13 protein-coding genes are annotated in these 25548 nt (G+C 38.3%); 12 read left to right on the top strand and 1 reads right to left on the bottom strand.

Annotation, left to right across the window (positions count from 1 at the left end; translation table 11 throughout):
- The first annotated feature begins 4 nt into the window (after positions 1 to 4).
- The 8 genes from nusG (at position 5) to ABVM52_RS02595 (ending at position 11417) form a co-directional block, all read left to right on the top strand.
- On the top strand, positions 5 to 556 hold the full coding sequence (gene nusG, locus ABVM52_RS02630) for a transcription termination/antitermination protein NusG (RefSeq protein WP_089262964.1): 552 nt from the start codon (positions 5 to 7) through the stop codon (positions 554 to 556).
- Between the two features lie 71 nt (positions 557 to 627).
- On the top strand, positions 628 to 1065 hold the full coding sequence (rplK, locus tag ABVM52_RS02625; RefSeq protein WP_144801555.1) for a 50S ribosomal protein L11: 438 nt from the start codon (positions 628 to 630) through the stop codon (positions 1063 to 1065).
- Between the two features lie 18 nt (positions 1066 to 1083).
- The gene (rplA, locus tag ABVM52_RS02620) at positions 1084 to 1773 is read left to right on the top strand and encodes a 50S ribosomal protein L1 (RefSeq protein ID WP_089262959.1); all 690 of its coding nucleotides are present in this window, start codon (positions 1084 to 1086) and stop codon (positions 1771 to 1773) included.
- A 26-nt stretch (positions 1774 to 1799) separates the two neighbouring features.
- Positions 1800 to 2315: a 50S ribosomal protein L10 gene (gene rplJ, locus ABVM52_RS02615; RefSeq protein WP_405383434.1), complete on the top strand. Its 516-nt coding sequence runs from the start codon at positions 1800 to 1802 to the stop codon at positions 2313 to 2315.
- Positions 2316 to 2365: 50 nt separating this feature from the next.
- Positions 2366 to 2746 carry a 50S ribosomal protein L7/L12 gene (rplL, locus tag ABVM52_RS02610; protein ID WP_405383431.1) on the top strand — a complete coding sequence of 127 codons (381 nt, stop codon included), beginning with the start codon at positions 2366 to 2368 and terminating at the stop codon, positions 2744 to 2746.
- Between the two features lie 132 nt (positions 2747 to 2878).
- The gene (gene rpoB / locus ABVM52_RS02605; RefSeq protein ID WP_405383429.1) at positions 2879 to 6688 is read left to right on the top strand and encodes a DNA-directed RNA polymerase subunit beta; all 3810 of its coding nucleotides are present in this window, start codon (positions 2879 to 2881) and stop codon (positions 6686 to 6688) included.
- Between the two features lie 62 nt (positions 6689 to 6750).
- Positions 6751 to 11049, top strand: a complete 4299-nt coding sequence (rpoC, locus tag ABVM52_RS02600; protein ID WP_405383427.1) for a DNA-directed RNA polymerase subunit beta' — start codon at positions 6751 to 6753, stop codon at positions 11047 to 11049.
- 53 nt (positions 11050 to 11102) lie between these two features.
- A complete protein-coding gene (locus ABVM52_RS02595; protein ID WP_405383425.1) occupies positions 11103 to 11417 on the top strand; it encodes a DUF3467 domain-containing protein in 315 nt (104 codons plus the stop codon).
- A 31-nt stretch (positions 11418 to 11448) separates the two neighbouring features.
- Here the strand turns inward: ABVM52_RS02595 and ABVM52_RS02590 are convergent, their stop codons facing one another.
- On the bottom strand, positions 11449 to 13038 hold the full coding sequence (locus ABVM52_RS02590) for a peptide chain release factor 3 (RefSeq protein ID WP_405383423.1): 1590 nt from the start codon (positions 13036 to 13038) through the stop codon (positions 11449 to 11451).
- A 377-nt stretch (positions 13039 to 13415) separates the two neighbouring features.
- Between ABVM52_RS02590 and ABVM52_RS02585 the strand changes: the two genes are divergently transcribed.
- The 4 genes from ABVM52_RS02585 (at position 13416) to ABVM52_RS02570 (ending at position 25230) form a co-directional block, all read left to right on the top strand.
- Entirely contained in the window at positions 13416 to 17531 is a 4116-nt protein-coding gene (locus ABVM52_RS02585; RefSeq protein ID WP_405383421.1) for an Ig-like domain-containing protein, read from the top strand.
- Positions 17532 to 17544: 13 nt separating this feature from the next.
- Positions 17545 to 18498 carry a type IX secretion system membrane protein PorP/SprF gene (locus tag ABVM52_RS02580; RefSeq protein ID WP_405383420.1) on the top strand — a complete coding sequence of 318 codons (954 nt, stop codon included), beginning with the start codon at positions 17545 to 17547 and terminating at the stop codon, positions 18496 to 18498.
- A 15-nt stretch (positions 18499 to 18513) separates the two neighbouring features.
- A complete protein-coding gene (locus ABVM52_RS02575; RefSeq protein ID WP_405383418.1) occupies positions 18514 to 20454 on the top strand; it encodes an OmpA family protein in 1941 nt (646 codons plus the stop codon).
- Positions 20455 to 20769: 315 nt separating this feature from the next.
- On the top strand, positions 20770 to 25230 hold the full coding sequence (locus ABVM52_RS02570) for a Calx-beta domain-containing protein (RefSeq protein WP_405383416.1): 4461 nt from the start codon (positions 20770 to 20772) through the stop codon (positions 25228 to 25230).
- Positions 25231 to 25548: the final 318 nt, after the last annotated feature.

Genomic DNA, 25548 nt, shown 5'->3' with positions numbered 1-25548 from the left:
ACCTATGTCAGAAGTATTGGAAAAGAAATGGTACGTTGTAAGGGCGGTCAGTGGTCAAGAGAATAAAATCAAAGGATACATTGAAAGCGAAGTTGAACGTCACGGTTTTTCTGATTATTTAGAAGATGTGCTAGTTCCTACAGAGAAAGTAGTTCAGATCAGGAACGGTAAAAAAATAAATAAAGAACGTGTTTATTTCCCTGGCTATATTATGATCAAGGCCAACTTGGGTGGTGAAATGGTTCACATCATTCGTTCTATCACAAATGTTATTGGATTTTTAGGGGAAACAAAAGGAGGTGATCCTGTTCCTTTAAGAAAGAATGAAGTTAATAGAATGCTTGGTAAAGTAGATGAGCTGGCGGTAAATACGGACAGTGTTGCTATACCATTTGTATTTGGTGAAACCGTAAAAGTTATTGATGGTCCGTTCAATGGATTTAATGGAACGGTTGAGAAAATAAACGAGGAAAAACGCAAGCTTGAGGTAATGGTGAAAATTTTTGGAAGAAAAACACCATTGGAATTAAGTTATATGCAAGTAGAGAAAGTATAATAAATAAGTGTTACATACATAATTAAAGTAGTGTTGCTTCCGTAAACACACTTTCAATTTAATTTTAAACAATGGCAAAAGAAGTAGGTAAAGTAGTTAAACTACAAGTTAGGGGAGGTGCAGCGAATCCATCGCCACCGGTTGGACCCGCCTTAGGTGCTGCCGGTGTTAACATTATGGAATTCTGTAAGCAGTTCAACGCTCGTACGCAGGATAAACCAGGTAAGGTTTTACCAGTTGTTATCACCGTTTACAAGGATAAGTCATTTGACTTCGTTGTAAAAACACCACCAGCGGCAGTTCAGCTATTGGAAGCGGCTAAGATTAAAAAAGGATCTGGCGAACCTAACAGAGTAAAATTAGGGAGTGTTACTTGGGACCAAATCAAGGCAATAGCCGATGATAAGATGGTTGACCTTAATGCATTTACCGTAGAATCGGCAATGAGTATGATTGCTGGTACTGCTAGGTCAATGGGTATGAAGGTATCAGGTAAAAAACCTTTTTAAAATCTTAAAAGCAATTAAATGGCAAAGTTAACTAAGAAGCAAAAAGAAGCGCATTCTAAGATAGAAAAGGATAAATTATATTCTTTGGTAGAAGCTTCAGCTTTAATTAAAGAGATAACCAATACAAAATTTGATGCCTCTGTTGATTTAGCGGTTCGTTTGGGTGTAGATCCAAGAAAAGCAAATCAAATGGTTCGTGGTGTAGTTACACTACCTCATGGTACCGGTAAAGATGTTAAGGTTTTGGCTTTGGTAACACCGGACAAGGAAGCAGAAGCTCAAGAAGCAGGTGCGGACTATGTTGGGTTAGATGAGTATTTGGAAAAAATAAAAGGCGGTTGGACAGATGTTGATGTAATCATCACTATGCCAAGTGTTATGGGTAAATTAGGTCCTTTAGGTCGTGTATTAGGTCCAAGAGGTTTAATGCCCAATCCAAAAACAGGAACCGTAACTATGGATGTAGCTAAGGCTGTATCTGAAGTAAAGGCGGGTAAAATCGATTTTAAGGTCGATAAAACTGGAATTGTACATGCTGCGATAGGTAAGGCATCTTTCTCAGCGGATAAATTGGTAGATAACGCAAAGGAGCTATTGGATACATTGAACAAAATGAAGCCAACAGCTGCAAAGGGTGTGTATATGAAAACTGTTTTCATGTCCAGTACAATGAGTCCAAGTTTGCAATTAGACCCAAAGTCAGTATAACGAACTGCTAGTTAAAAATTAATAGTATGACAAGAGAAGAAAAAGCAACGGTTATAGAAGATTTGACTGCGCAGTTGGCTAATAGTTCCACAATTTATTTAGCAGATATTTCCGGTTTAAACGCTGGTGTAACTTCAGATTTAAGAAGAGCTGCTTTTAAGGCGAACATTAAACTGGCGGTTGTGAAAAATACCTTGCTTGCAAAAGCAATGGAAGCTTCGGATAAAGAATTTGGTGAATTGCCAGAAGTTTTAAAGGGTAATACCTCTTTAATGTTTTCTGATGTGGCCAATGCTCCAGCTAAATTAATAAAGAACTTCAGAAAAAAATCTGAAAAGCCTTTATTAAAAGGAGCCTTTGTTGAAGAGGCAATATATATAGGTGATGAAAACTTAGATGCGCTAGTAAGCATTAAGTCTAAAGAAGAAATGATTGGCGAGATTATTGGATTGTTACAATCTCCTGCCAAGAATGTTATTTCTGGACTTAAATCTGGCGGTGGTAAACTTGCCGGTATTCTTAAGACATTATCTGAAAAATAAGTACGCACTATAAACTAAGTATATTTTAAAATTTTATTAAACGATAGAAAATGGCAGATTTAAAAGATTTCGCAGAACAATTGGTTAACCTTACGGTAAAAGAAGTAAATGAGTTAGCTGATATATTAAAAGAAGAATACGGTATTGAGCCTGCAGCTGCAGCTGTAGCTGTTGCCGCTGGTGGCGGTGGCGCTGAAGGTGGAGACGCTGGTGAAGCTCAAACTGAATTTGATGTTATCTTGAAAGCACCTGGTGCTTCTAAGTTAGCAGTAGTTAAATTGGTTAAAGAATTAACTGGTTTAGGTTTGAAAGATGCTAAAGATATTGTTGACAGCGCACCAAAAGCTGTTAAGGAAGCTGTTTCTAAAGATGAGGCAGAAGGTATCAAAAAATCATTGGAAGAAGCTGGAGCAGAAGTTGAGCTTAAATAATAGCTACAACCATATTACTTTTGGTTTAGGTCTTTTCGCTTTTGGCGGTTAGACCTAAGCCATTTTATAGATTTAGGTATATTAAGTTATATACTACCCCTTTAGTACTCACGATCAAAACACTGTCCGTAGATGTTCACAAATCAGACTGAAAGAATAAGCTTTGCTTCCGCAAGAAATACACCGGATTATCCGGATTTCTTGGATATTCAGATTAAATCTTTTCAAGACTTTTTTCAACTTGAGACTAAATCAGATGAAAGAGGTAATGAAGGTTTATATAATACCTTCATGGAAAATTTTCCAATTACTGATACTAGAAATCAGTTTGTATTGGAGTTTTTAGATTATTTTATTGATCCACCCCGATATTCTATTCAAGAATGTATTGAGAGAGGTCTTACTTACAGCGTACCCTTAAAAGCACGTTTAAAACTTTATTGTACCGATCCGGAACATGAAGATTTTGAGACCATCGTACAAGATGTGTATTTGGGTACTATACCTTACATGACACCAAGTGGAACTTTTGTTATCAATGGAGCAGAGAGAGTTGTGGTTTCTCAGTTACATAGATCGCCAGGGGTTTTCTTTGGCCAGTCTTTCCATGCTAATGGAACTAAATTATATTCTGCCAGGGTAATTCCTTTTAAAGGTTCTTGGATAGAATTTGCTACCGATATCAATGGTGTTATGTACGCCTATATCGATAGAAAGAAAAAATTACCGGTTACTACCTTGTTTAGAGCTATTGGTTTTGAACGTGATAAGGATATTTTAGAAATCTTTGACCTTTCAGAAGAAGTAAAGGTCTCTAATGCCGGACTTAAAAAAGTATTGGGTCGCAAATTAGCGGCAAGAGTGTTGAATACTTGGCACGAGGATTTCGTTGATGAGGATACAGGTGAGGTGGTGTCAATTGAACGTAACGAGATAGTTTTAGATCGTGACACTATTCTTGAAAAAGAACACATTGCTGAAATCATTGATGCAGATGTAAAAACTATACTTTTACATAAAGAAAATAATGCGCAATCAGATTACGCCATTATTCATAATACTTTACAGAAAGATCCAACGAATTCTGAAAAAGAAGCAGTTGAGCATATCTATCGTCAATTACGTAATGCTGAACCGCCAGATGAGGAGACAGCTCGTGGTATTATAGATAAGTTGTTCTTCTCTGATCAACGTTACAACTTAGGTGAAGTTGGTCGTTATAGAATGAACAAGAAGTTACAGTTAGATATTGGAATGGACAAACAAGTTTTGACCAAGGAAGATATCATAACTATTATAAAATATTTAATTGAGTTAATTAACTCAAAAGCTGAGATTGATGATATTGACCACTTATCTAACCGTCGTGTTAGAACTGTGGGTGAGCAATTATCTTCTCAGTTTGGTGTTGGTCTTGCGCGTATGGCAAGAACAATTCGTGAGCGTATGAACGTACGTGATAATGAGGTGTTTACACCTATAGATTTGATTAATGCAAAGACATTGTCTTCTGTAATTAATTCTTTCTTCGGGACTAACCAATTATCTCAGTTTATGGATCAAACGAATCCATTGGCAGAGATTACGCACAAAAGAAGATTATCGGCATTAGGGCCAGGTGGTCTTTCTAGAGAGCGTGCAGGTTTTGAGGTTCGTGATGTTCACTATACACACTACGGTCGTTTATGTCCTATTGAAACTCCTGAAGGTCCTAATATTGGTTTGATATCTTCATTATCGGTGTTTGCAAAAGTAAACCCAATGGGATTCTTGGAGACCCCTTATAGAAAAGTAACTGACGCTGTTGTTGATTATAAGAACTATGCATATTTAAGTGCAGAAGAGGAAGAAGGAATGAAAATTGCTCAGGCAAACATTCCTATGAAAGAAGATGGTACTATAGATGCTGAAAAGGTAATTGCTAGGGAAGAAGGTGATTTCCCGGTAGTAGATCCAGCAGAAATTCAGTATACAGATGTTGCTCCAAATCAAATAGCTTCTATATCAGCGTCATTGATTCCATTCTTGGAACATGATGATGCGAACAGGGCTTTGATGGGATCTAACATGATGCGTCAAGCAGTACCATTATTAAAGCCTCAATCTCCAATTGTAGGAACAGGTCTTGAAAGACAAGTTGCTTCAGATTCTAGGGTGTTGATCAATGCAGAAGGAGATGGTGTTATTGAATATGTAGATTCTCAAAAAATTACTATTAAGTACGATCGTACGGATAATGAACGATTGATTAGTTTTGAGGAAGACGAAAAAACATATTTCTTAGTTAAGTTCAGAAAAACAAACCAGGGTACTAATATTAACCTAAAACCTATTGTTCAAAAAGGTGATAGAGTTAAAAAAGGTCAAGTACTTTGTGAAGGTTATGCTACTGAGAAGGGTGAGCTGGCACTAGGTAGAAACTTAACGGTTGCCTTTATGCCTTGGAAAGGGTATAACTTTGAGGATGCTATCGTTATTTCTGAAAAAGTGGTTCGTGAAGATATTTTTACTTCTATTCATGTTGATGAATATTCTTTAGAGGTTAGAGATACGAAGTTAGGAGCTGAAGAGCTTACACATGATATACCTAATGTTTCTGAAGAAGCAACGAAGGACTTGGATGAGAATGGTATGATTAGGATAGGTGCCGAGGTTAAGCCTGGTGATATTCTAATTGGTAAAATTACTCCAAAAGGAGAGTCTGATCCTACTCCTGAAGAGAAATTATTACGTGCTATTTTTGGAGACAAAGCGGGTGACGTTAAAGATGCTTCATTAAAGGCTTCACCTTCTTTAAGAGGTGTGGTCATCGAAAAGAAATTGTTCTCAAGGTCTGTAAAGGATAAGAGAAAACGTTCAGAGGATAAGGAAGAACTTTCTAAATTAGAGTTGGAATACGAAGTAAAATTCCAAGAGTTAAAGGATATACTTGTTGAAAAATTATTTACGATTGTAAATGGTAAAACTTCACAAGGGGTGCTTAATGATTTAGGAGAAGAGGTTTTACCTAAAGGTAAAAAGTATACCATGAAAATGTTGAACTCTGTAGATGATTTTGCGCACTTAGTGGGTGGAAGTTGGACTACGGATAACGATACAAATGCATTGGTTGCTGATTTGCTTCATAATTATAAAATTAAGCTTAACGATTTACAAGGTAACTTAAGAAGAGATAAGTTTACGATTTCTGTTGGTGATGAATTACCAGCAGGTATTATGAAACTTGCCAAAGTTTATGTTGCTAAAAAACGTAAACTGAAAGTTGGTGATAAAATGGCGGGTAGACACGGTAACAAAGGTATTGTTTCCCGAATTGTTCGTCATGAGGATATGCCGTTCTTGGAAGATGGAACCCCTGTGGATATTGTATTGAATCCATTAGGTGTACCTTCTCGTATGAACATCGGGCAGATTTATGAAACAGTTTTAGGTTGGGCAGGTCTTAAATTAGGCAAGAAATTTGCCACTCCAATTTTTGACGGTGCTACGTTAGATGAAATCAATGCCTACACGGATGAGGCGGGAATTCCAAGATTTGGACATACCTATTTATATGATGGTGGAACTGGTCAACGTTTTGATCAACCTGCTACAGTTGGTGTAATCTATATGTTGAAACTTGGACATATGGTAGATGATAAGATGCATGCACGATCTATTGGGCCATATTCTTTGATTACGCAGCAGCCATTAGGTGGTAAAGCTCAGTTTGGTGGTCAACGTTTTGGTGAGATGGAAGTTTGGGCACTTGAGGCCTATGGAGCATCTGCAACCTTACGTGAGATTTTAACGGTTAAGTCAGATGATGTAATCGGAAGAGCTAAGACCTATGAATCTATTGTAAAAGGTGAAACAATGCCTGAACCTGGTTTACCAGAATCTTTCAATGTATTAATGCACGAACTTAAGGGATTAGGTTTGGATATTAGACTTGAAGAATAGATCAATAGTTGCCTTTGACGACTATTAAGTAACAAAAATTAAAACATTATCAGCACGCTATTATGGCAAGAATAAAAGATAATAACCCAGTAAAAAGGTTCGATAAAATTTCAATAGGTTTAGCATCGCCAGAATCAATTTTGGCAGAATCTAGAGGTGAGGTTTTAAAGCCTGAAACAATTAATTATAGAACACACAAACCAGAACGTGATGGTTTGTTCTGTGAGCGTATTTTTGGCCCTGTAAAGGATTACGAATGTGCTTGTGGAAAATATAAGCGTATACGCTACCGCGGTATTGTATGTGATCGTTGTGGTGTAGAAGTAACGGAGAAGAAAGTTCGTAGAGACCGTGTTGGTCATATCAACTTGGTGGTACCAGTAGCTCATATTTGGTATTTCCGTTCTTTACCGAACAAAATAGGATACCTTTTAGGATTACCTTCCAAAAAATTGGATATGATTATTTACTACGAACGTTACGTAGTAATACAGCCAGGTATTGCTAAAGGACCAGAAGGTGAGGAAATCCAGAAAATGGATTTCTTGACAGAAGAGGAATATTTGAATATTTTAGATACTATTCCACAAGAAAATCAGTACTTAGAAGATTCTGATCCTAATAAATTCATCGCTAAGATGGGAGCGGAATGTTTAATTGATTTGTTGGGTAGAATCAACCTAAAGGAACTTTCTTTCGAACTTAGGCATAAAGCGAATACAGAAACTTCCAAGCAACGTAAAACGGAGGCATTAAAGCGTCTTCAGGTTGTAGAGGCACTTAGGGAATCCCAAGAAAATAGGGAAAATGAGCCAGAGTGGATGATTATGAAAGTAATTCCGGTTATTCCGCCAGAATTACGTCCATTGGTACCATTGGATGGTGGTCGTTTTGCTACGTCAGATTTAAATGACCTTTATAGAAGGGTGATTATAAGAAATAACCGTTTAAAGAGGTTAGTAGAGATCAAGGCTCCGGAAGTAATTTTACGTAATGAAAAACGTATGCTTCAAGAGGCGGTTGATTCTTTATTTGATAACACTAGAAAAGCTTCAGCGGTTAAGACAGAATCTAATAGACCATTAAAATCACTTTCAGATTCATTGAAAGGAAAGCAAGGTCGTTTCCGTCAAAACTTATTGGGTAAACGTGTAGATTATTCAGCACGTTCGGTAATTGTTGTAGGACCGGAAATGAAATTGTTTGAATGCGGTCTTCCAAAGGATATGGCTGCAGAATTATACAAACCTTTCGTAATCAGAAAACTGATAGAAAGAGGTATTGTTAAGACAGTAAAATCTGCAAAGAAAATTATAGATAAGAAAGAGCCTGTAGTTTGGGATATCTTGGAAAATGTATTAAAAGGACATCCTGTAATGTTGAACAGGGCCCCTACATTACACCGTTTAGGTATTCAAGCGTTCCAGCCTAAATTAATTGAAGGTAAGGCAATTCGTCTACACCCTTTAGTTTGTACTGCATTTAACGCGGATTTTGATGGTGACCAGATGGCGGTTCACTTACCATTGGGGCCAGAGGCAATTCTTGAATGTCAATTATTAATGTTGGCATCACACAATATTTTGAATCCGGCAAACGGTTCACCAATTACGGTACCGTCTCAGGATATGGTTTTGGGTCTGTATTATATGACCAAGGAAAGAAAATCTACTCCAGAGCTTATAGTTAAAGGAGAAGGAATTACTTTTTATTCATTTGAAGAGGTTGAGATTGCCTTAAATGAAGGAAAGGTTGATCTTAACGCTGGTATTAAAGTAAGGGCAAAAGACTTTAATGAAGAAGGAGAACTAGTTTACAAAATTATACCAACTACTGTTGGTAGGGTATTGTTTAACATGGAAGTTCCTGAGGAAGCTGGTTACATAAACGATGTTTTGAACAAGAAATCTCTTAGAGATATTATTGGAGGAATATTAGCGGTAACAGATGTACCTACAACTGCAGATTTCTTGGATAGAATAAAAAATCTAGGATATGATTTTGCATTTAGAGGTGGTTTATCCTTTAGTTTAGGTGATATTATTATTCCAAAGGAGAAGCATGAAATGATTGCGGATGCCAATGGGCAAGTAGATGGTATCATGGCTAACTATAACATGGGTCTTATCACTAACAATGAAAGATATAATCAGGTTATTGATGTTTGGACTTCTACCAATGCGCAATTGACGGAGTTGGCAATGAAACGTATACGTGAAGATCAACAAGGATTTAACTCGGTATACATGATGCTTGACTCTGGTGCAAGGGGTTCTAAAGAGCAAATTCGCCAGTTGACCGGTATGCGTGGATTAATGGCCAAGCCTAAAAAATCTACTGCAGGTGGTGGTGAGATTATTGAAAACCCAATTCTTTCTAACTTTAAGGAAGGACTTTCTATTCTTGAGTACTTTATTTCAACTCACGGTGCACGTAAAGGACTTGCGGATACGGCCCTTAAAACGGCAGATGCAGGTTACCTAACAAGAAGGCTGGTAGATGTTTCTCAAGATGTTATAATTAATACTGAGGATTGTGAGACCTTAAGAGGTGTAGAAGTACAGGCACTTAAGAAAAATGAAGAAGTTGTTGAAAGTCTAGGAGAGCGAATTTTAGGTCGTGTATCGTTACATGATGTATATGATCCAATGACAGAAGAATTGCTCCTTAAGGCAGGACAGCATATCATGGAGAGTGATGTTAAGAAAATAGAGAATTCTCCAGTAGAAAAAGTTCAGGTAAGATCAGCGTTGACTTGTGAAGCTGAGAAAGGTATTTGTGCACAATGTTACGGTAGAAACCTATCTACGAACAAAATGGTTCAAAGAGGTGAAGCAGTTGGTGTTGTTGCGGCACAATCAATTGGTGAGCCAGGTACACAGCTTACATTAAGAACGTTCCACGTGGGTGGTATTGCAGGTAACATTTCTGAGGATAACAAATTAGAGGTGAGATTCTCTGGTATTGCTGAAATTGAAGATTTAAGAACTGTAACCGGTGAAGGATCAGATGGTAACTCAGCAGAAATTGTTATTTCCAGAACTACTGAAATTAAAGTTGTAGATGCTAAGACAGGAATTACGTTAAGTACAAGTAATATTCCTTACGGATCTCAATTATTCGTTGAAAATGGTGCTAAAGTTTCTAAGGGTGATGTCATTTGTTCTTGGGATCCATATAATGGTGTTATCGTATCAGAATTCCCAGGTAAGATTGCCTATGAGAATATTGAGCAAGGTGTTACGTATCAAGTAGAAATAGATGAGCAAACTGGTTTCCAGGAAAAAGTAATCTCAGAATCTAGAAACAAAAAGTTAATTCCTACTTTATTGATTCAAGATGCTAAAGGAGAAACGTTACGTTCATACAACCTACCGGTAGGTTCCCATATTATGGTAGATGATGGTGATAAAATCAAGGAAGGTAAGATATTGGTGAAAATACCACGTAAATCTGCCAAAGCTGGTGATATTACAGGTGGTCTTCCAAGAGTAACTGAGTTGTTCGAGGCGAGGAACCCTTCTAACCCAGCTGTAGTTTCTGAAATTGATGGTGTGGTATCTTTTGGTAAGATCAAGAGAGGTAACAGGGAAATCATTATTGAATCCAAATTGGGTGAGGTAAAGAAATATTTGGTAAAATTATCTAACCAAATTCTTGTACAGGAAAATGATTATGTAAGAGCTGGTATGCCATTATCGGATGGTTCTATTACACCAGAAGATATATTGGCGATCAAAGGACCTTCTGCTGTACAGCAATACTTGGTGAACGAAGTACAAGAGGTGTATAGACTACAAGGTGTAAAAATTAATGATAAGCACTTTGAGGTTGTTGTTAGACAAATGATGAGAAAAGTAAGAATCGTTGATCCGGGAGATACTATATTCTTGGAAAACCAATTGATTCATAAAGATGACTTTATCAGGGAAAATGACAACATTTTCGGTAAGAAAGTTGTTATGGAAGCCGGTGATTCTGAAAACCTTAAACCAGGTCAGATCGTTACACCACGTGAACTAAGGGATGAGAATTCATTGCTTAAGCGTAGTGATAAAGCTGTAGTAGAGGCAAGGGATGCTGTTTCAGCAACTGCAACACCAATATTACAGGGTATTACAAGAGCTTCGCTACAAACGAAGTCATTTATCTCTGCTGCATCGTTCCAAGAGACAACTAAAGTTCTGAACGAAGCTGCTGTAAGTGGTAAGATTGATACTTTGGAAGGTCTTAAGGAAAATGTTATTGTGGGTCACAAGATTCCGGCAGGTACCGGTATGAGGGACTATGATAACATAATCGTAGGGTCTAAAGAAGAATATGATGAAATAATGGCCAGAAAAGAGGCCTTGAGATTTTAATATTAGCGACCCTCAAATTCTATTTGAGGGTCGTTTTTATATAATTAAGAAGTATGAGTGAGAATAAAAATCCAAACCAGAAACAAATTAATATAGAGTTGGATGAAAAGATGGCAGAAGGAATATATTCCAATTTAGCCATCATTAATCATTCGGTTTCGGAATTTGTAGTGGATTTTATCAGTATGATGCCTGGAGCACCAAAAGCTAAGGTAAAGAGTAGAATTATTTTAACCCCACAACATGCAAAGAAGTTCTTAAAGGCATTGAACGATAATGTTCAACGTTTTGAGAAGGCTCATGGAACAATTAAAGATTATGAACAACCTTCCATTCCATTGAACTTTGGACCTACGGGAGAAGCATAAAAAAAAGCCCAATTTTTAAATTGGGCTTTTTTTATTCAAATTCTGAAACAAAATGTAATTTAACAGAAGGGTACTTTTGTTGGGTCATTTGAAGCGAAAATTGTGAATCTGCCAAAAAGACCAATTGACCTCTTTTGTCTTTTGCCAAAAATTTCTGTTTTACGCGTTCAAATTCCTTGAACTCTTCAGTTTTTCTATTCTCGGTGCCAACCCAACAAGCTTTATAAACATTAAAGTTTTCATAGCTACATTTAGCACCATATTCATGTTCCAACCTATACTGTATTACCTCAAATTGTAAAGCGCCAACAGTACCGATTATTTTTCGACCGTTCATCTCTAAAGTAAACAATTGCGCTACACCTTCATCCATCAACTGATCAATACCTTTGTATAATTGTTTGGACTTCATAGGGTCGGCATTGTTTATATACCTAAAATGTTCTGGTGAAAAGCTTGGAATGCCTTTATAGTTTAATATTTCTCCCTCGGTTAAGGTGTCCCCTATTTTAAAGTTACCTGTATCATGTAAACCAACAATATCTCCAGGATACGAAATATCCACAATTTCCTTCTTTTCTGCGAAGAAAGCATTAGGGCTGGAGAATTTTAATTTTTTGCCCTGTCTTACATGCAGATATGGTTTGTTACGCTCAAAGGTTCCTGAAACAATTTTAATAAACGCTAATCGGTCTCTGTGTTTCGGATCCATGTTGGCGTGTATTTTAAAAACAAAACCGGTCATATCCTTTTCGTCAGCTTCTACTATCCTTTCTTCCGCATTTTTAGATCTTGGCGTTGGAGCAATCTGTATAAAGCAATCCAAAAGTTCCCTTACCCCAAAATTATTTAGAGCGGAACCAAAGAATACAGGTTGTTGATCACCGTTTAGATATAGTTCTTTATTGAATGTTGGGTATACCCCCCAAACTAAATCTAAATTTTCTCTTAATTCCGTAGCAGCATTGGAACCTATAATCTTTTCCAACTCTGGATTGTTAACATCATCAAAAGCTATGGTCTGTTCAATATTTTTCTTGCTATCGCCACTAAATAAGTTAATGTTCTTTTCATATATATTATAGATACCTTTAAAATCATAACCCATACCTATGGGAAAACTTAAAGGTGTAACGGATAGGCCTAACTTTTGTTCCAATTCGTCTAGTAAGTCAAACGCATCTTGTCCTTCACGGTCCATTTTGTTAATGAATACCAGCATTGGAATTTTTCTCATCCGGCATACTTCAACCAGCTTGACCGTTTGCTCCTCCACACCTTTTGCAACATCAATTACAACAATTACACTGTCCACTGCGGTTAATGTTCTAAATGTGTCTTCTGCAAAATCCTTATGGCCGGGGGTGTCTAGGATATTTATTTTTTTATCCTTGTAAAGAAAGGCTAGAACAGAAGTGGCAACGGAAATTCCTCTTTGTCGCTCAATCTCCATAAAATCACTGGTAGCCGTTTTTTTAATTTTGTTATTTTTTACGGCTCCCGCTTCCTGAATAGCGCCTCCAAAAAGTAATAACTTTTCGGTCAAAGTTGTTTTACCTGCATCGGGGTGAGAAATTATACCAAAAGTTCTTCTTCGTTCTATTTCTTGTTTAAAACTCATGTAAAATATTTGTGCAAAAATAAGCTAATTTGGGTTGTTAGTAATCTGGAATTTTGAATCCTAAATAAAATTTAGGAGTAGTATTTGGGGTAAGGCGGAAAATGAAATGTAGCGAATACTAGGTTAACGAGAAATTTTCGCATTACATAGTCTTTTTTATCACTTATATCGTACATAATTGTATTAATAGGATAATAATATAACTTTTAACAAATAAATAAGTAGTTCGTCCTTTGTATTTGATGGATAAGGGAAAAACTATTTGTGTTGAAATAATTATACTATATCTTAGCATAGTTTTTATTAAGTAAGCCCCACTTTCTTATACAAAACGGAACACTACATTGCCATGGTGATTAGTAAAACACTAAACACTTATGGGTAAAATTACTTTATTGAAAATTGATGGATATAGACTTAAGGTTCTAAATCTATTTCTAATATGTTTTTCTTTTTTTATTATCGGCATTCAATTTAGCAATGCTCATCAAGAGGCTTCCAATAGTTCTGAAAATAACGAAATCACTTTTAATGATACCGATATTGATGAAGATGACGATGGTATCCTAGATGTTGTAGAAGATCAGAATGAAGATGGTGATAACAATTATTTGACTAATCCTTCTGATCAAGATGGAGATGGCATTCCCAATTATTTGGATATTGATTCTGATAATGATGGTATTCTAGATACTATTGAAGCTCAGGGCAACGGCACCATTATTGTAAAATGGAATAGGGATGATAATGGTAATGGTCTGGATGACGCTTTTGAACAATCTGGAATGTTGGGATTAACCCCGGTAAATACAGACGGAATTAGAGGCAGCTGTAATCCTATACCGGATTATTTGGATATTGATTCTGATATTGATGGTATTAGGGATAACATTGAGGCACAATCATTTGCGGATTATGTTCCGCCTTCCAATATAGATAACAACCGCAATGGTTTGGACGATGCTTATGAAGGAAGTTATGGTTTTGGTATAATTCCAATGAATTCTGATGACGATATATTTCCAGATTATCGTGATTTTGATTCTGATGCAGATGGTATTAAGGATAAAGTGGAGGCACAAACTTCTGTAGGGTATCTTAGACCCCTTGGGGATGCCAATTGCAATGATATTGATGATGCATATGAGGATGGTCTTAGTACCGTTGATACTGATGGCGACAATATACCGGATTATCGTGATTTGGATTCTGATAATGACGGTATTCTAGATAATAATGAAAGTCAGACTATAGAAGGTTATTTAGCGCCTGGGGGAGTTGATAATAACCAAAACGGTCTTGATGATGTGTATACTTCTAGTGGAATTACTCCTATAAATTCTGACAATGATAATCAGCCAGATTTTAGGGACATCGACAGCGACAACGATGGCATCCCTGACAATGTGGAGGCACAGACCACCTCGGGCTATATAGCGCCCAATGAAGACGATGCCGCCACTTATGCGTCCAACGACGGTATCAACAGCGCATATCCAAACGGTCTCGACCCGGTAAATACCGATGGTACGGATTCCGTGGACTACCTTGACGAGGATAGCGACAACGATACGGTACCCGATAACAACGAGGGCAACGATTTTAATTTTGACGGCGTTCCGGACCAGACCTATACTGGAATCGATACGGACGGCGACGGCCTGGACGACGGCTACGAGGGAACGGACGTGAACGACGGTTTCGACGTGAACGACGAGATCGACAATCCTGCGAACGACCTTCCCGATACCGATGGTACGGAGGACGTGAACTACCGCGACCTTGACGATGACGGAGACGGCATAGACACCCCGGACGAGGATGCGGATAACGATGGCGACCCAACCGACGATGATACGGACCAGGACGGTACACCGGATTACCTTGACCCCGACCAGGGCACCGATACCGATGGGGACGGTGTTCCCGATAGTGTGGATTTGGATGATGACAACGATGGTATATTGGATACCGAGGAGGATCCCAATATCGATGGGGACAACGACCCGTTGACGGAGCCTGCCGATACGGACAATGACGGCATGCCCAACCATTTGGACATCGACAGCGACAACGATGGCATCCCTGACAATGTGGAGGCACAGACCACCTCGGGCTATATAGCGCCCAATGAAGACGATGCCGCCACTTATGCGTCCAACGACGGTGTCAACAGCGCATATCCAAACGGTCTCGACCCGGTAAATACCGATGGTACGGATTCCGTGGACTACCTTGACGAGGATAGCGACAACGATACGGTTCCCGATAACAACGAGGGCAACGATTTTAATTTTGACGGCGTTCCGGACCAGACCTATACTGGAACGGATACGGACGGCGACGGCCTGGACGACGGCTACGAGGGAACGGACGTGAACGACGGTTTCGACGTGAACGACGAGATCGACGAACCTGCGAACGACCTTCCCGATACCGATGGTACGGAGGACGTGAACTACCGCGACCTTGACGATGACGGAGACGGCATAGACACCCCGGACGAGGATGCGGATAACGATGGCGACCCAACCGACGATGATACGGACCAGGACGGTACACCGGATTACCTTGACCCCGACCAGGGCACCGATACCGATGGGGACGGTGTTCCCGATAGTGTGGATTTGGATGATGACAACGATGGTATATTGGATACCGAGGAGGATCCCAATATCGATGGGGACAACGACCCGTTGACGGAGCCTGCCGATACGGACAATGACGGCATGCCCAACCATTTGGACATCGACAGCGACAACGATGGCATCCCTGACAATGTGGAGGCACAGACCACCTCGGGCTATATAGCGCCCAATGAAGACGATGCCGCCACTTATGCGTCCAACGACGGTGTCAACAGCGCATATCCAAACGGTCTCGACCCGGTAAATACCGATGGTACGGATTCCGTGGACTACCTTGACGAGGATAGCGACAACGATACGGTTCCCGATAACAACGAGGGCAACGATTTTAATTTTGACGGCGTTCCGGACCAGACCTATACTGGAACGGATACGGACGGCGACGGCCTGGACGACGGCTACGAGGGAACGGACGTGAACGACGGTTTCGACGTGAACGACGAGATCGACGAACCTGCGAACGACCTTCCCGATACCGATGGTACGGAGGACGTGAACTACCGCGACCTTGACGATGACGGAGACGGCATAGACACCCCGGACGAGGATGCGGATAACGATGGCGACCCAACCGACGATGATACGGACCAGGACGGTACACCGGATTACCTTGACCCCGACCAGGGAAATACTGAAGAATTGGATGCTGTTGACGATGCGATAAGTACACCAATGGATACCGAGGTAGAAATAGCTATTTTGGAAAACGATTTGGGAATACCCAGCGATGGCACGATAACCGTGACCGAACCTTCTAACGGTACGGTAGCAATAAACGATGCCGGAACACCTGATGACATTAGCGATGATACCGTAACCTATATACCAAATGATGGTTTTGAGGGTATGGATAGTTTGGAGTATACGGTTTGTGATTCGGTCGGAAACTGTGACACCGCCACTATAACAATTACCGTAGGTGAACCTGAAGAGTTGGATGCTATCGACGATGAGGCTAGTACACCAATGGATACCGAGGTGGAAATAGCTATTTTGGAAAACGATTTGGGAATACCTAACGATGGCACGATAACCGTGACCGAACCTTCTAACGGAACGGTGGTGATAAACGATGGCGGAACACCAGATGACATTAGCGATGATACCGTCACCTATATACCAAATGATGGTTTTGAGGGTACGGATAGTTTGGAGTATACGGTTTGTGATTCGGTCGGAAACTGTGACACCGCCACTATAACAATTACCGTAGGTGAACCTGAAGAGTTGGATGCAATCGACGATGAGGCAAGTACACCAATGGATACAGAGGTGGAAATAGCTATTTTGGAAAACGATTTGGGAATACCTAGCGATGGCACGATAACCGTGACCGAACCTTCTAACGGAACAGTGGTAATAAACGATGGCGGAACACCTGACGACATTAGCGATGATACCGTCACCTATATACCAAATGAAGGTTTTGAGGGTATGGATAGTTTCGAATATACCCTTTGCGATAGTTTTGGGAACTGTGACACGGCAGTTGTAGATATAACGGTTATTAATGATAATCCTACCACACCACCAGAAGAGTTCCAAATAGAGGTCAATCAAATGGTAACCCCAAATGGAGATGGAAAAAATGAATTTTTGTTTATTAGAGGATTAGATAAGATCAGAAGTAGCACGTTAAAGATTTTTAATAGATGGGGCGTGGCAGTTTATGAAGGAGAAAATTATAATAATCAAAATAATGTATTTGACGGTAGGTCAAGAGGAAGATCAACATTAAGTGTAGAGGAATACCTTCCTTCAGGTATATATTATTATATCTTTGAATATACTACATTGGAAGGCGTTAAAAATGTAGACAGTGAATATCTGTATATAAGTAGATAATAGTTTGTAAAATATGAATATTAAAAATAAATTTCTCATCCTGTTCGCAGGTTTATTGCTCCTATGCACTAATTCCTTTGCACAACAAGATGCCCAGTATACACAGTACATGTTTAATACAATGAGTGTAAATCCAGCATATGCTGGTTCTCGTGGAGCACTAAGTATAGCCGCCTTATATAGAGCTCAGTGGGTTGGATTGGAAGGAGCGCCTAAAACACAAACACTAAATATACAATCTCCTATAAGAAATAGTAAACTAGGTTATGGGGTTTCTATTGTAAATGATGAAATTGGCGATGGTGTGGTTCAAGAAACATATTTTGATGCGGTTGTTTCTTATACTATAGACGTTTCTTCGGAAGGCAAATTGTCATTTGGACTTAAAGCAGGTGGAAATTTATTGAATTTAGATTTTAATAAACTACGTAATTTTGATGATGAACCTGTAAATGCGGATAATATAGAAAATAGGTTTTCACCTAATATTGGGGTTGGACTTTATTATCATTCCAATGCATTTTATGCGGGTTTATCGGCTCCAAACCTATTTCAAACGGAACATTTTGATAATTCTCAACGAGATGCCGGTAGCGTACAGTTTCTATCTAAAGAACGTATTAATTTTTACTTGATTACAGGCTATGTTTTTGATTTGAACGGGAATCTAAAGTTTAAGCCAGCATTACTTACAAAAGTGGTAGGTGGCGCGCCGTTACAAGTAGATATGTCCGCAAATTTCATGTTCAATGATAAATTCACTTTCGGTGCCGCTTACCGATGGGATGCGGCCTTAAGTGCAATGGCAGGTTTTCAGATATCCGATCAATTTATGATAGGCTTGGCCTACGATAAAGAAACAACAGATTTAGGTGGAACACAGTTCAACGACGGTTCTTTTGAAGTGCTTTTAAGATATGAATTGGTAAAATCCTTTCAAAGACTGGTATCACCTCGTTTTTTCTAAATGGAAAATATAACTATGGGACAAAGAGTACTATTAATACTTACACTATTATTTTTTGGTCAAAATATCATACATGCCCAAGAACGATTAATTGAAAAGGGCAATGAAAAATTTGACGCTTATTCATTTAGTCCGGCTATAGATATCTATAAAAAAGTACTGGATAAAGGTTTTGTGTCTGTAGATTTGTTAAGAAAATTAGGTAATTCCTATTATTATAATGCTGAGTATCCAGAGGCGGCTGAAACTTTTAAAAGATTAGTTGCCGAGTATGAAAATGAAGCCTCTCCAGAAGATTATTTTAAATATGCACAGACCTTAAAGTCATTAGGTGATTACGATACTTCAGAAACTATTATGAATAAGTTTATTGAGGTTACTAAAGGTGATGGTAGGGCATCGGCATTTACGGGAGATCGTGATTTTATGCAGGAAATCAAGGATAATTCTGGTAGATATAATTTAGGACCTTTTGAGTATAATTCACCATATTCAGAGTTTGCCCCAACATTTTATAAAGAGGGATTAATTTTCTCATCTGATCGGGATACTGGAAATTTTGCCCGGTATCGCCATACATGGAATGCCAAGGATTTTTTGGATTTATATGTAGTGAATGCAGATAGCTCATCAATCAACACAGTTAAAAAATTAGGGGAAAATGTAAATACTCGTTTACATGAGTCAACTTCGGTAGTAACCAAAGATGGTCAAACATTATATTTTACGCGAAATAATATTGTAGACGGTAAATATGTAAAGGATGAGCAGGGGATTATTCGCCTGAAAATCTTTAGAGCTAAAATGATGGATGATAATACTTGGGGAGAAATAGAAGAACTTCCTTTTAATAGTGATTCTTATTCCATAGCGAACCCTACTTTGAGTCCAGATGAAAAAACACTTTATTTTGTGTCGGATATGCCGGGTACATTTGGTGAATCAGATTTGTTTATGGTAAGCATAAATCAAGATCGTTCATTTGGTACCCCACAGAATTTAGGTCCAAATATAAATACAGAGGCGCGCGAAACGTTTCCTTATGTAACCAGTGAGGAAATTTTATATTTTTCATCGGACGGTCATCCAGGATTAGGAGGCTTGGATGTATTTGCAACAAAAATATTGAGACAGGATTTTACTGGAAAAGTTTTAAATGTAGGGGAACCGATCAATAGTAAAGGTGATGATTTTACGTTTATTTTTAATGAGGAACTGCGAACAGGGTATATGGCATCTAATCGGGAAGGAGGCCAAGGATTTGATGATATATATAGTTTTACGGAAACAAAACCATTAACGTTTGATTGCATACAGCAAGTAACGGGTACGGTACGGGACAAAATCACCAATGAAGTACTTGTAGGGGCCACGGTTAAAGTTATAGATGAAGAGAATAATGAATTGTTTTCTACAATAACGGATTCTAAAGGCACTTATAGTTTAGAGTTGGATTGCAACCAAGGTAATTTCGTAAGAGCGCTCATGGAAGGGTATATTCCTTTTGAAGAGTACATTGGTATTTCTGATGGCAAGCCCAAAATCATTGATTTTTATTTGGAAAGAGACCGCATAACCGCAGGATTTGGTGACGACTTGGCAAAGTTGTTACAACTAAGTACTATTTACTTTGATTTTGATAAGTATAATATTAGAAAGGATTCTGAAGTGGAGATAGAAAAAGTTATCGCCGCTATGGAAAAATATCCAAGTTTAAAACTAAAAGTAAACTCACATACAGATAGTAGAGGTCCGGCCTCTTACAATTTATGGCTTTCACAAAAGAGAGCGGAGTCTACCATAAATTATATGATAAATAAAGGCATTTCTAAAGATAGATTGGTAAGTGAAGGCTATGGTGAAACCAAATTATTGAATGAATGCGCAGACGGAGTAAAATGTAGCGCGGCCAAGCATGATATCAATAGAAGGTCAGAGTTTATAATCTTGGAATAGATTTTAAGCATTTTGTTATAAAAGCAATCAGGTTATCTGGTTGCTTTTTTTAGTTATAGGGGTAGGGTAATTAATGTTTGCAAGGGTGTTCTATCAATCAAAATATGTAGCTATTTGTACCCTTTGTAGGTGAAATATATGTTATTAATTTCATTTTAAAATACGATAAACCGCACATTTCCTTTCTTTCACTTAGGTAAAATCTTACTTCACAACAATTATTAGTGCCTAGGTATACCTATGGTTACTTTAGTAGTTGATTTATGCAATCTGTATCATTTTTAATGATAGATATGCTGATCAAAGATTAAACATATGAGTTTAAATAACATTTTTACAATTGCATTATTTCTTTTAGTTTCTACTATTATGTATGGTCAAGAAACTTTTAGGGATAACTTTACCTTCAATAATTACGGTAACAATAACGGTAGTAGCAATTTTAGTGGAAATTGGGACGAAGATAATGATGACAATAGTTCAAGTGGGGGTAGAATTAGAATTGCTAATAATGGATTTTTTAATAGTCAGTTAAGATTTAGGAATTTAGATAATGCAAGAATAAGTCGTGATTTAGATTTATCAGGAGCTTCATCGGTTATACTTACTTTAGATTATGAGCGTACTAATGGTAATGAAGCCATTGCTGTACAGTTGTGGAACGGTTCTAATTACAATACCGCGGGTTTTTTAAATGGTAGTGGATCATTTAATTATACGCTTAATGCCAATGAAATTTCATCGAATTCCTCTATAAGATTTGTGACTGCTAGTGGAGGATGGAGTAATAATGAAACTATATTTGTCGATAATGTTTTGTTTACTGCAACTTTTCCAACAAGGGTAATTATAGAAGATGTAACTGTAAATGAGGATGCTGGTACGGCAACATTTACAGCCACTGTAACAGGAACAAACGCACTAGGTCCTTTTACGGTAGATTATCAAACCGTAAATAATTCTGCTACTGCTGGTGCGGATTATACGGCAACTAGTGGCACAATGACTTTTACGGGTACAGTAGGCAACACTGCAACGTTTGATGTTCCTATTCTAGACGATGGGTTGTTAGAAGGCGCGGAGACTTTCAGAATTGAAATGTCAAATTCATCGAATAACAATGTAGTTATTTCAGATACGGCCACAGGTACAATTGCCGATGATGAAGGTATTATATTGACAGACGGTTTAACATCTACCCAGTGTAGCGGTGTATTTTTAGATCCGGGAGGCCTGGGGAACTATGCTAATAATTTAAATGAAGTACATACGCTCTGCCCAGAACCGGGCTTTGACTATATAGCCGTAAATTTTACGAGCTTTGATATGGAAGAAGGGGATGATTTTTTATATGTTTATGACGGAAGTTCAACGGCTGCAACACTTATTGGTGTATATGACAATGAAAATATACCTTCTTATATTTCTGGATCCACAGCAGGTGGTGGTTGTTTAACATTTAGGTTTACCTCAGATGGTAATGGTTCCAATGCAGGTTTTCAGGCAGACATTGGTTGTCATGTAGATGGCCCAGAAATAATTATCACGGATATTTCCTTTGATGAGGATGTTGGTAATGCGGTCTTTACCGTTGAATCTACCAGGGCACCTCATGGTATTAATACAATATTCGGTTTTTTTGAAACAGACTTTACAGTTGATTATACAACAGTAGATGGTACGGCTTTGGCGGGTAGCGATTATACCGCAGTTTCTGGAACTTTGACATTTAATGGTGAAGTTGGTGATATTAGGACCATTTCTGTACCAATAGCTAACGACGGTGTCCCTGAATTTGATGAAAATTTTACCATTATGTTTACGGGAGCAAATGCTCCAAATGATGGTGATGTTAATTTCAGTGATACAGGTACAGGAACCATAAACTCACAAATTTTAGCCAATGTTCCATTAAATTTATTTAGACAATTTGATGGTAAATATGATTATGTGTCAACAGGTGGTACAATGCGTACTCAGAGAAATACTGGAAATCCATGTGCCATACAAACCACATCATCAAATCAATTGGTGTCAGACATACCGGCAACCGGTACCATACGTGCGGCATATTTATATTGGGCACATTCTAGTTTTACGCGGGACGAACAAGTAACTTTTGAGGGGCAAACCGTAAATGCTGGCTTTGTATATCAAACAACCAATACCAATCGTAATTTTTTCGGTTATGTTAGTGATGTAACTGCATTAGTACAAGGTGTCCCTAATATAAATACCAATACCTTTGATTTTTCAGGTTTAACGATAGATACAAATAATCCCTACTGTAATACGCAAACTGTTCTTGGTGGCTGGTCTTTAATAGTATATTATGAAGAACCCTCTTTACCGGCAGTAAATATTAATGTTTATCAAGGTTTTGACGGACTATCTAATAATGCCCCGGGAACTCCCTTTACATTGGACAATTTCTTTGCCATTGCGGGATCGGGGGCAAAAGCTACATTTCTTTCATGGGAAGGTGATGATACTTTGGGCTCAAGTGGTGCAAACCCAGAGCGTTTAACGATTACCAACCAAGCGAATACCACCTTTACGTTAACCGGCGATGGGGGTCAAACAGGTAATAATGCGTATAACGGAACCATTTATGATAATACCACAACCCCCACTGCTTACAATCAAATCAATACTTATGGTGTTGATTTGGATACCTATGATATATCAACATTTATTTCACCAGGAGATTCTCAAGTTACGGCAACCGTAAATGTTGGTCAAGATTACGTAATAAATATGGCAGTGGTCATGAAAGTACCATCAAATTTAATAACAGGTACGGTATTTGAAGACGTGAATTATCCTGGTGGAGCAGGTAGAAATCAAGTTACTTCCGGTGGTCTTGGGGTTTCTGGAGCTATTGTTGAACTATTTAGAAGTAACGGTACATTCTTAGAAAGAAAAACTACGGATATAAATGGCGATTATTCATTTGCAGGGATGGAAGATGGGGACTATTTGATTAAAGTTGTAAACTCCTCAGTACGATCCAATAGGGCCGGAGGCCTTAACTGTACGGATTGTTTTCCTGTTCAAACTTTTCGTTCTTTTGGTGATGCGGCTACAATTACCGAAGTTACAACAGAGGTTGGGGGAGCAGATCCTAGTGCCACTATAGATGCAGCTTTGGGTGTATTGAACAATGCCCAATCGGTTTCTAGTGTTACCGTGGCAAGTAATGGGGTAACCGACATAGATTTCGGCTTTAATTTTAATACTATTGTAAATACGAATGTTGATGGGCAGGGCTCTTTGGAACAATTTATAGTAAACTCTAATAATATAGATGAAGTTATACTGGATGTTGAAAGTAATGGTATTTTTGATCCCGCGGCAGGTGAGGATATTTCCATATTTATGATACCGCCAACTGCTGATCCTCTAGGCAGAACGGCTGATGCAAATTATAATGCTGCCGGTTATTTCGATATATTTTTGGACATTTCCAATCCTTTATCTGATGTAACAGGAAATACTACAATAATTGATGGTAGAACGCAAAGGGCGTATTCGGGAAATACCAATGCAGGAACATATGGTTCTGGAGGTACTGGTGTAGGAGTGGCTAATACTACATTGCCAACATATGATGGGCCTGAAATACAGATTCATAGGGATAATGGTGATGTAATCAATTTGGATGGTACCAATGTTGAACTTAGATATACATCTGTCTATGCGGATAATAACGCAGCAGTAAAAGTTCTTGGGGGCTCGGCAACTCTAATGGGTAACTTACTTGGAGTAAATGCTTTAGGAAGTACTGCCGGTAATGTAGATTATGGGGTAGAGCAAACCGGGGGTGAGGCCATTATATCCTCCAACTATATTTCTGGTAATAGAGAATCGGGAATATTTATTAATGGTGGGTCTAGTAGTTTAATAGAATTGAACCATGTGGATGCCAATGGAAGTGACGCTTGTGCCGATAATATTTTAATTGAGGACGGTAGTTCTATTACATTACAAAATAATTTAATAGAAAATGCCGCTTCAGTAGGTATAGAAGTTGACCGTGTAAACGGAGTAACTATTTCAAATAATTCCATTGGATTCTCAGGACAGAATGGAGGTAATTGCTCAGGGAATTATGAAGGTATGGGCATAAAGATAGACGGTGAGAGTACCGTTATAAGTCAAAATAGAATATATTCCAATGGAAGTGCGGGTATTGTTGTTACGGATGGAAGTATGAATACCATGACACAGAATTCTATTTATGCCAATGGTACAGTAGTGCCAAGTCTTGGTATAGACTTGGAGATGGATGGGGTAACCTTAAACGATAATGCAGATGGAGATTCAGGACCAAATGATCTAGAAAATTTCCCTATAATATCAGGAGCTTATTTGGCGGGTACTAATTTAGTAGTTGCAGGGTGGGCATCTCCGGGAACTACCGTAGAAGTATTTTTTACAGATGTTAATGAGGGTACGGCAACTTTAGGGGATAATCAACTAGGGTTAACACAGGACTATGGGGAAGGACAGGTGTTTATTGGCACTGCGGTTGAAGGAAGTGCTAGTGACCAAGATAATTCATCTTCCTTATATACTGATGATGATGGTAATACGGATAATACCAATAAATTTAAGTTTGTATTTCCTTTACCGCCAGGTACGGCAATTGGTGATTTGGTAACCACTACAGGCACTAGGTCAAATTCTACTTCGGAATTTTCTCCAGAGGTTGTTATAAAGGCTTATACCGTCATTACAAATAGTAGAATTACATATAGGGTAAAAACTAATTAATATTGTTATTCTGATTAGGATAACCGGTACCTTTAAGTAAGCTATAATTCTTCCGGCACCTAAATCGGTATAGTATGGTTTTTATCAATTGTTTGGATTTCAAAAATGATTATTTACCCTTATTTGATTCGCTCTTTTTTTTACTCAAGTATATAACATTTTGCATTCATTTTATCATCTGTAATGTACTGAAATCATAGCTCCTTCTCGATAAACAACCACTCTTAGCTTTATCCTAAATAGAATACGCTTACCTCATATTTGCCTATCTATACTGTGCAAATATCAGTGTACACAACATTTATTTTAAGGAGCACT

The organism is Maribacter sp. LLG6340-A2, assembly GCF_045057105.1.
GTDB lineage: Bacteria > Bacteroidota > Bacteroidia > Flavobacteriales > Flavobacteriaceae > Maribacter.
Note: the sequence above shows the minus strand (reverse complement) of the source record. Positions and strands in the feature narration are given on the sequence as shown.

What these genes read in the sequence shown, in the direction of transcription:
- nusG (WP_089262964.1), top strand. Translation starts at nt 5, where the DNA reads ATGTCAGAAGTATTGGAAAAGAAATGGTACGTTGTAAGGGCGGTCAGT.
- rplK (WP_144801555.1), top strand. Translation starts at nt 628, where the DNA reads ATGGCAAAAGAAGTAGGTAAAGTAGTTAAACTACAAGTTAGGGGAGGT.
- rplA (WP_089262959.1), top strand. Translation starts at nt 1,084, where the DNA reads ATGGCAAAGTTAACTAAGAAGCAAAAAGAAGCGCATTCTAAGATAGAA.
- rplJ (WP_405383434.1), top strand. Translation starts at nt 1,800, where the DNA reads ATGACAAGAGAAGAAAAAGCAACGGTTATAGAAGATTTGACTGCGCAG.
- rplL (WP_405383431.1), top strand. Translation starts at nt 2,366, where the DNA reads ATGGCAGATTTAAAAGATTTCGCAGAACAATTGGTTAACCTTACGGTA.
- rpoB (WP_405383429.1), top strand. Translation starts at nt 2,879, where the DNA reads ATGTTCACAAATCAGACTGAAAGAATAAGCTTTGCTTCCGCAAGAAAT.
- rpoC (WP_405383427.1), top strand. Translation starts at nt 6,751, where the DNA reads ATGGCAAGAATAAAAGATAATAACCCAGTAAAAAGGTTCGATAAAATT.
- ABVM52_RS02595 (WP_405383425.1), top strand. Translation starts at nt 11,103, where the DNA reads ATGAGTGAGAATAAAAATCCAAACCAGAAACAAATTAATATAGAGTTG.
- ABVM52_RS02590 (WP_405383423.1), bottom strand. Translation starts at nt 13,038, where the DNA reads ATGAGTTTTAAACAAGAAATAGAACGAAGAAGAACTTTTGGTATAATT.
- ABVM52_RS02585 (WP_405383421.1), top strand. Translation starts at nt 13,416, where the DNA reads ATGGGTAAAATTACTTTATTGAAAATTGATGGATATAGACTTAAGGTT.
- ABVM52_RS02580 (WP_405383420.1), top strand. Translation starts at nt 17,545, where the DNA reads ATGAATATTAAAAATAAATTTCTCATCCTGTTCGCAGGTTTATTGCTC.
- ABVM52_RS02575 (WP_405383418.1), top strand. Translation starts at nt 18,514, where the DNA reads ATGGGACAAAGAGTACTATTAATACTTACACTATTATTTTTTGGTCAA.
- ABVM52_RS02570 (WP_405383416.1), top strand. Translation starts at nt 20,770, where the DNA reads ATGAGTTTAAATAACATTTTTACAATTGCATTATTTCTTTTAGTTTCT.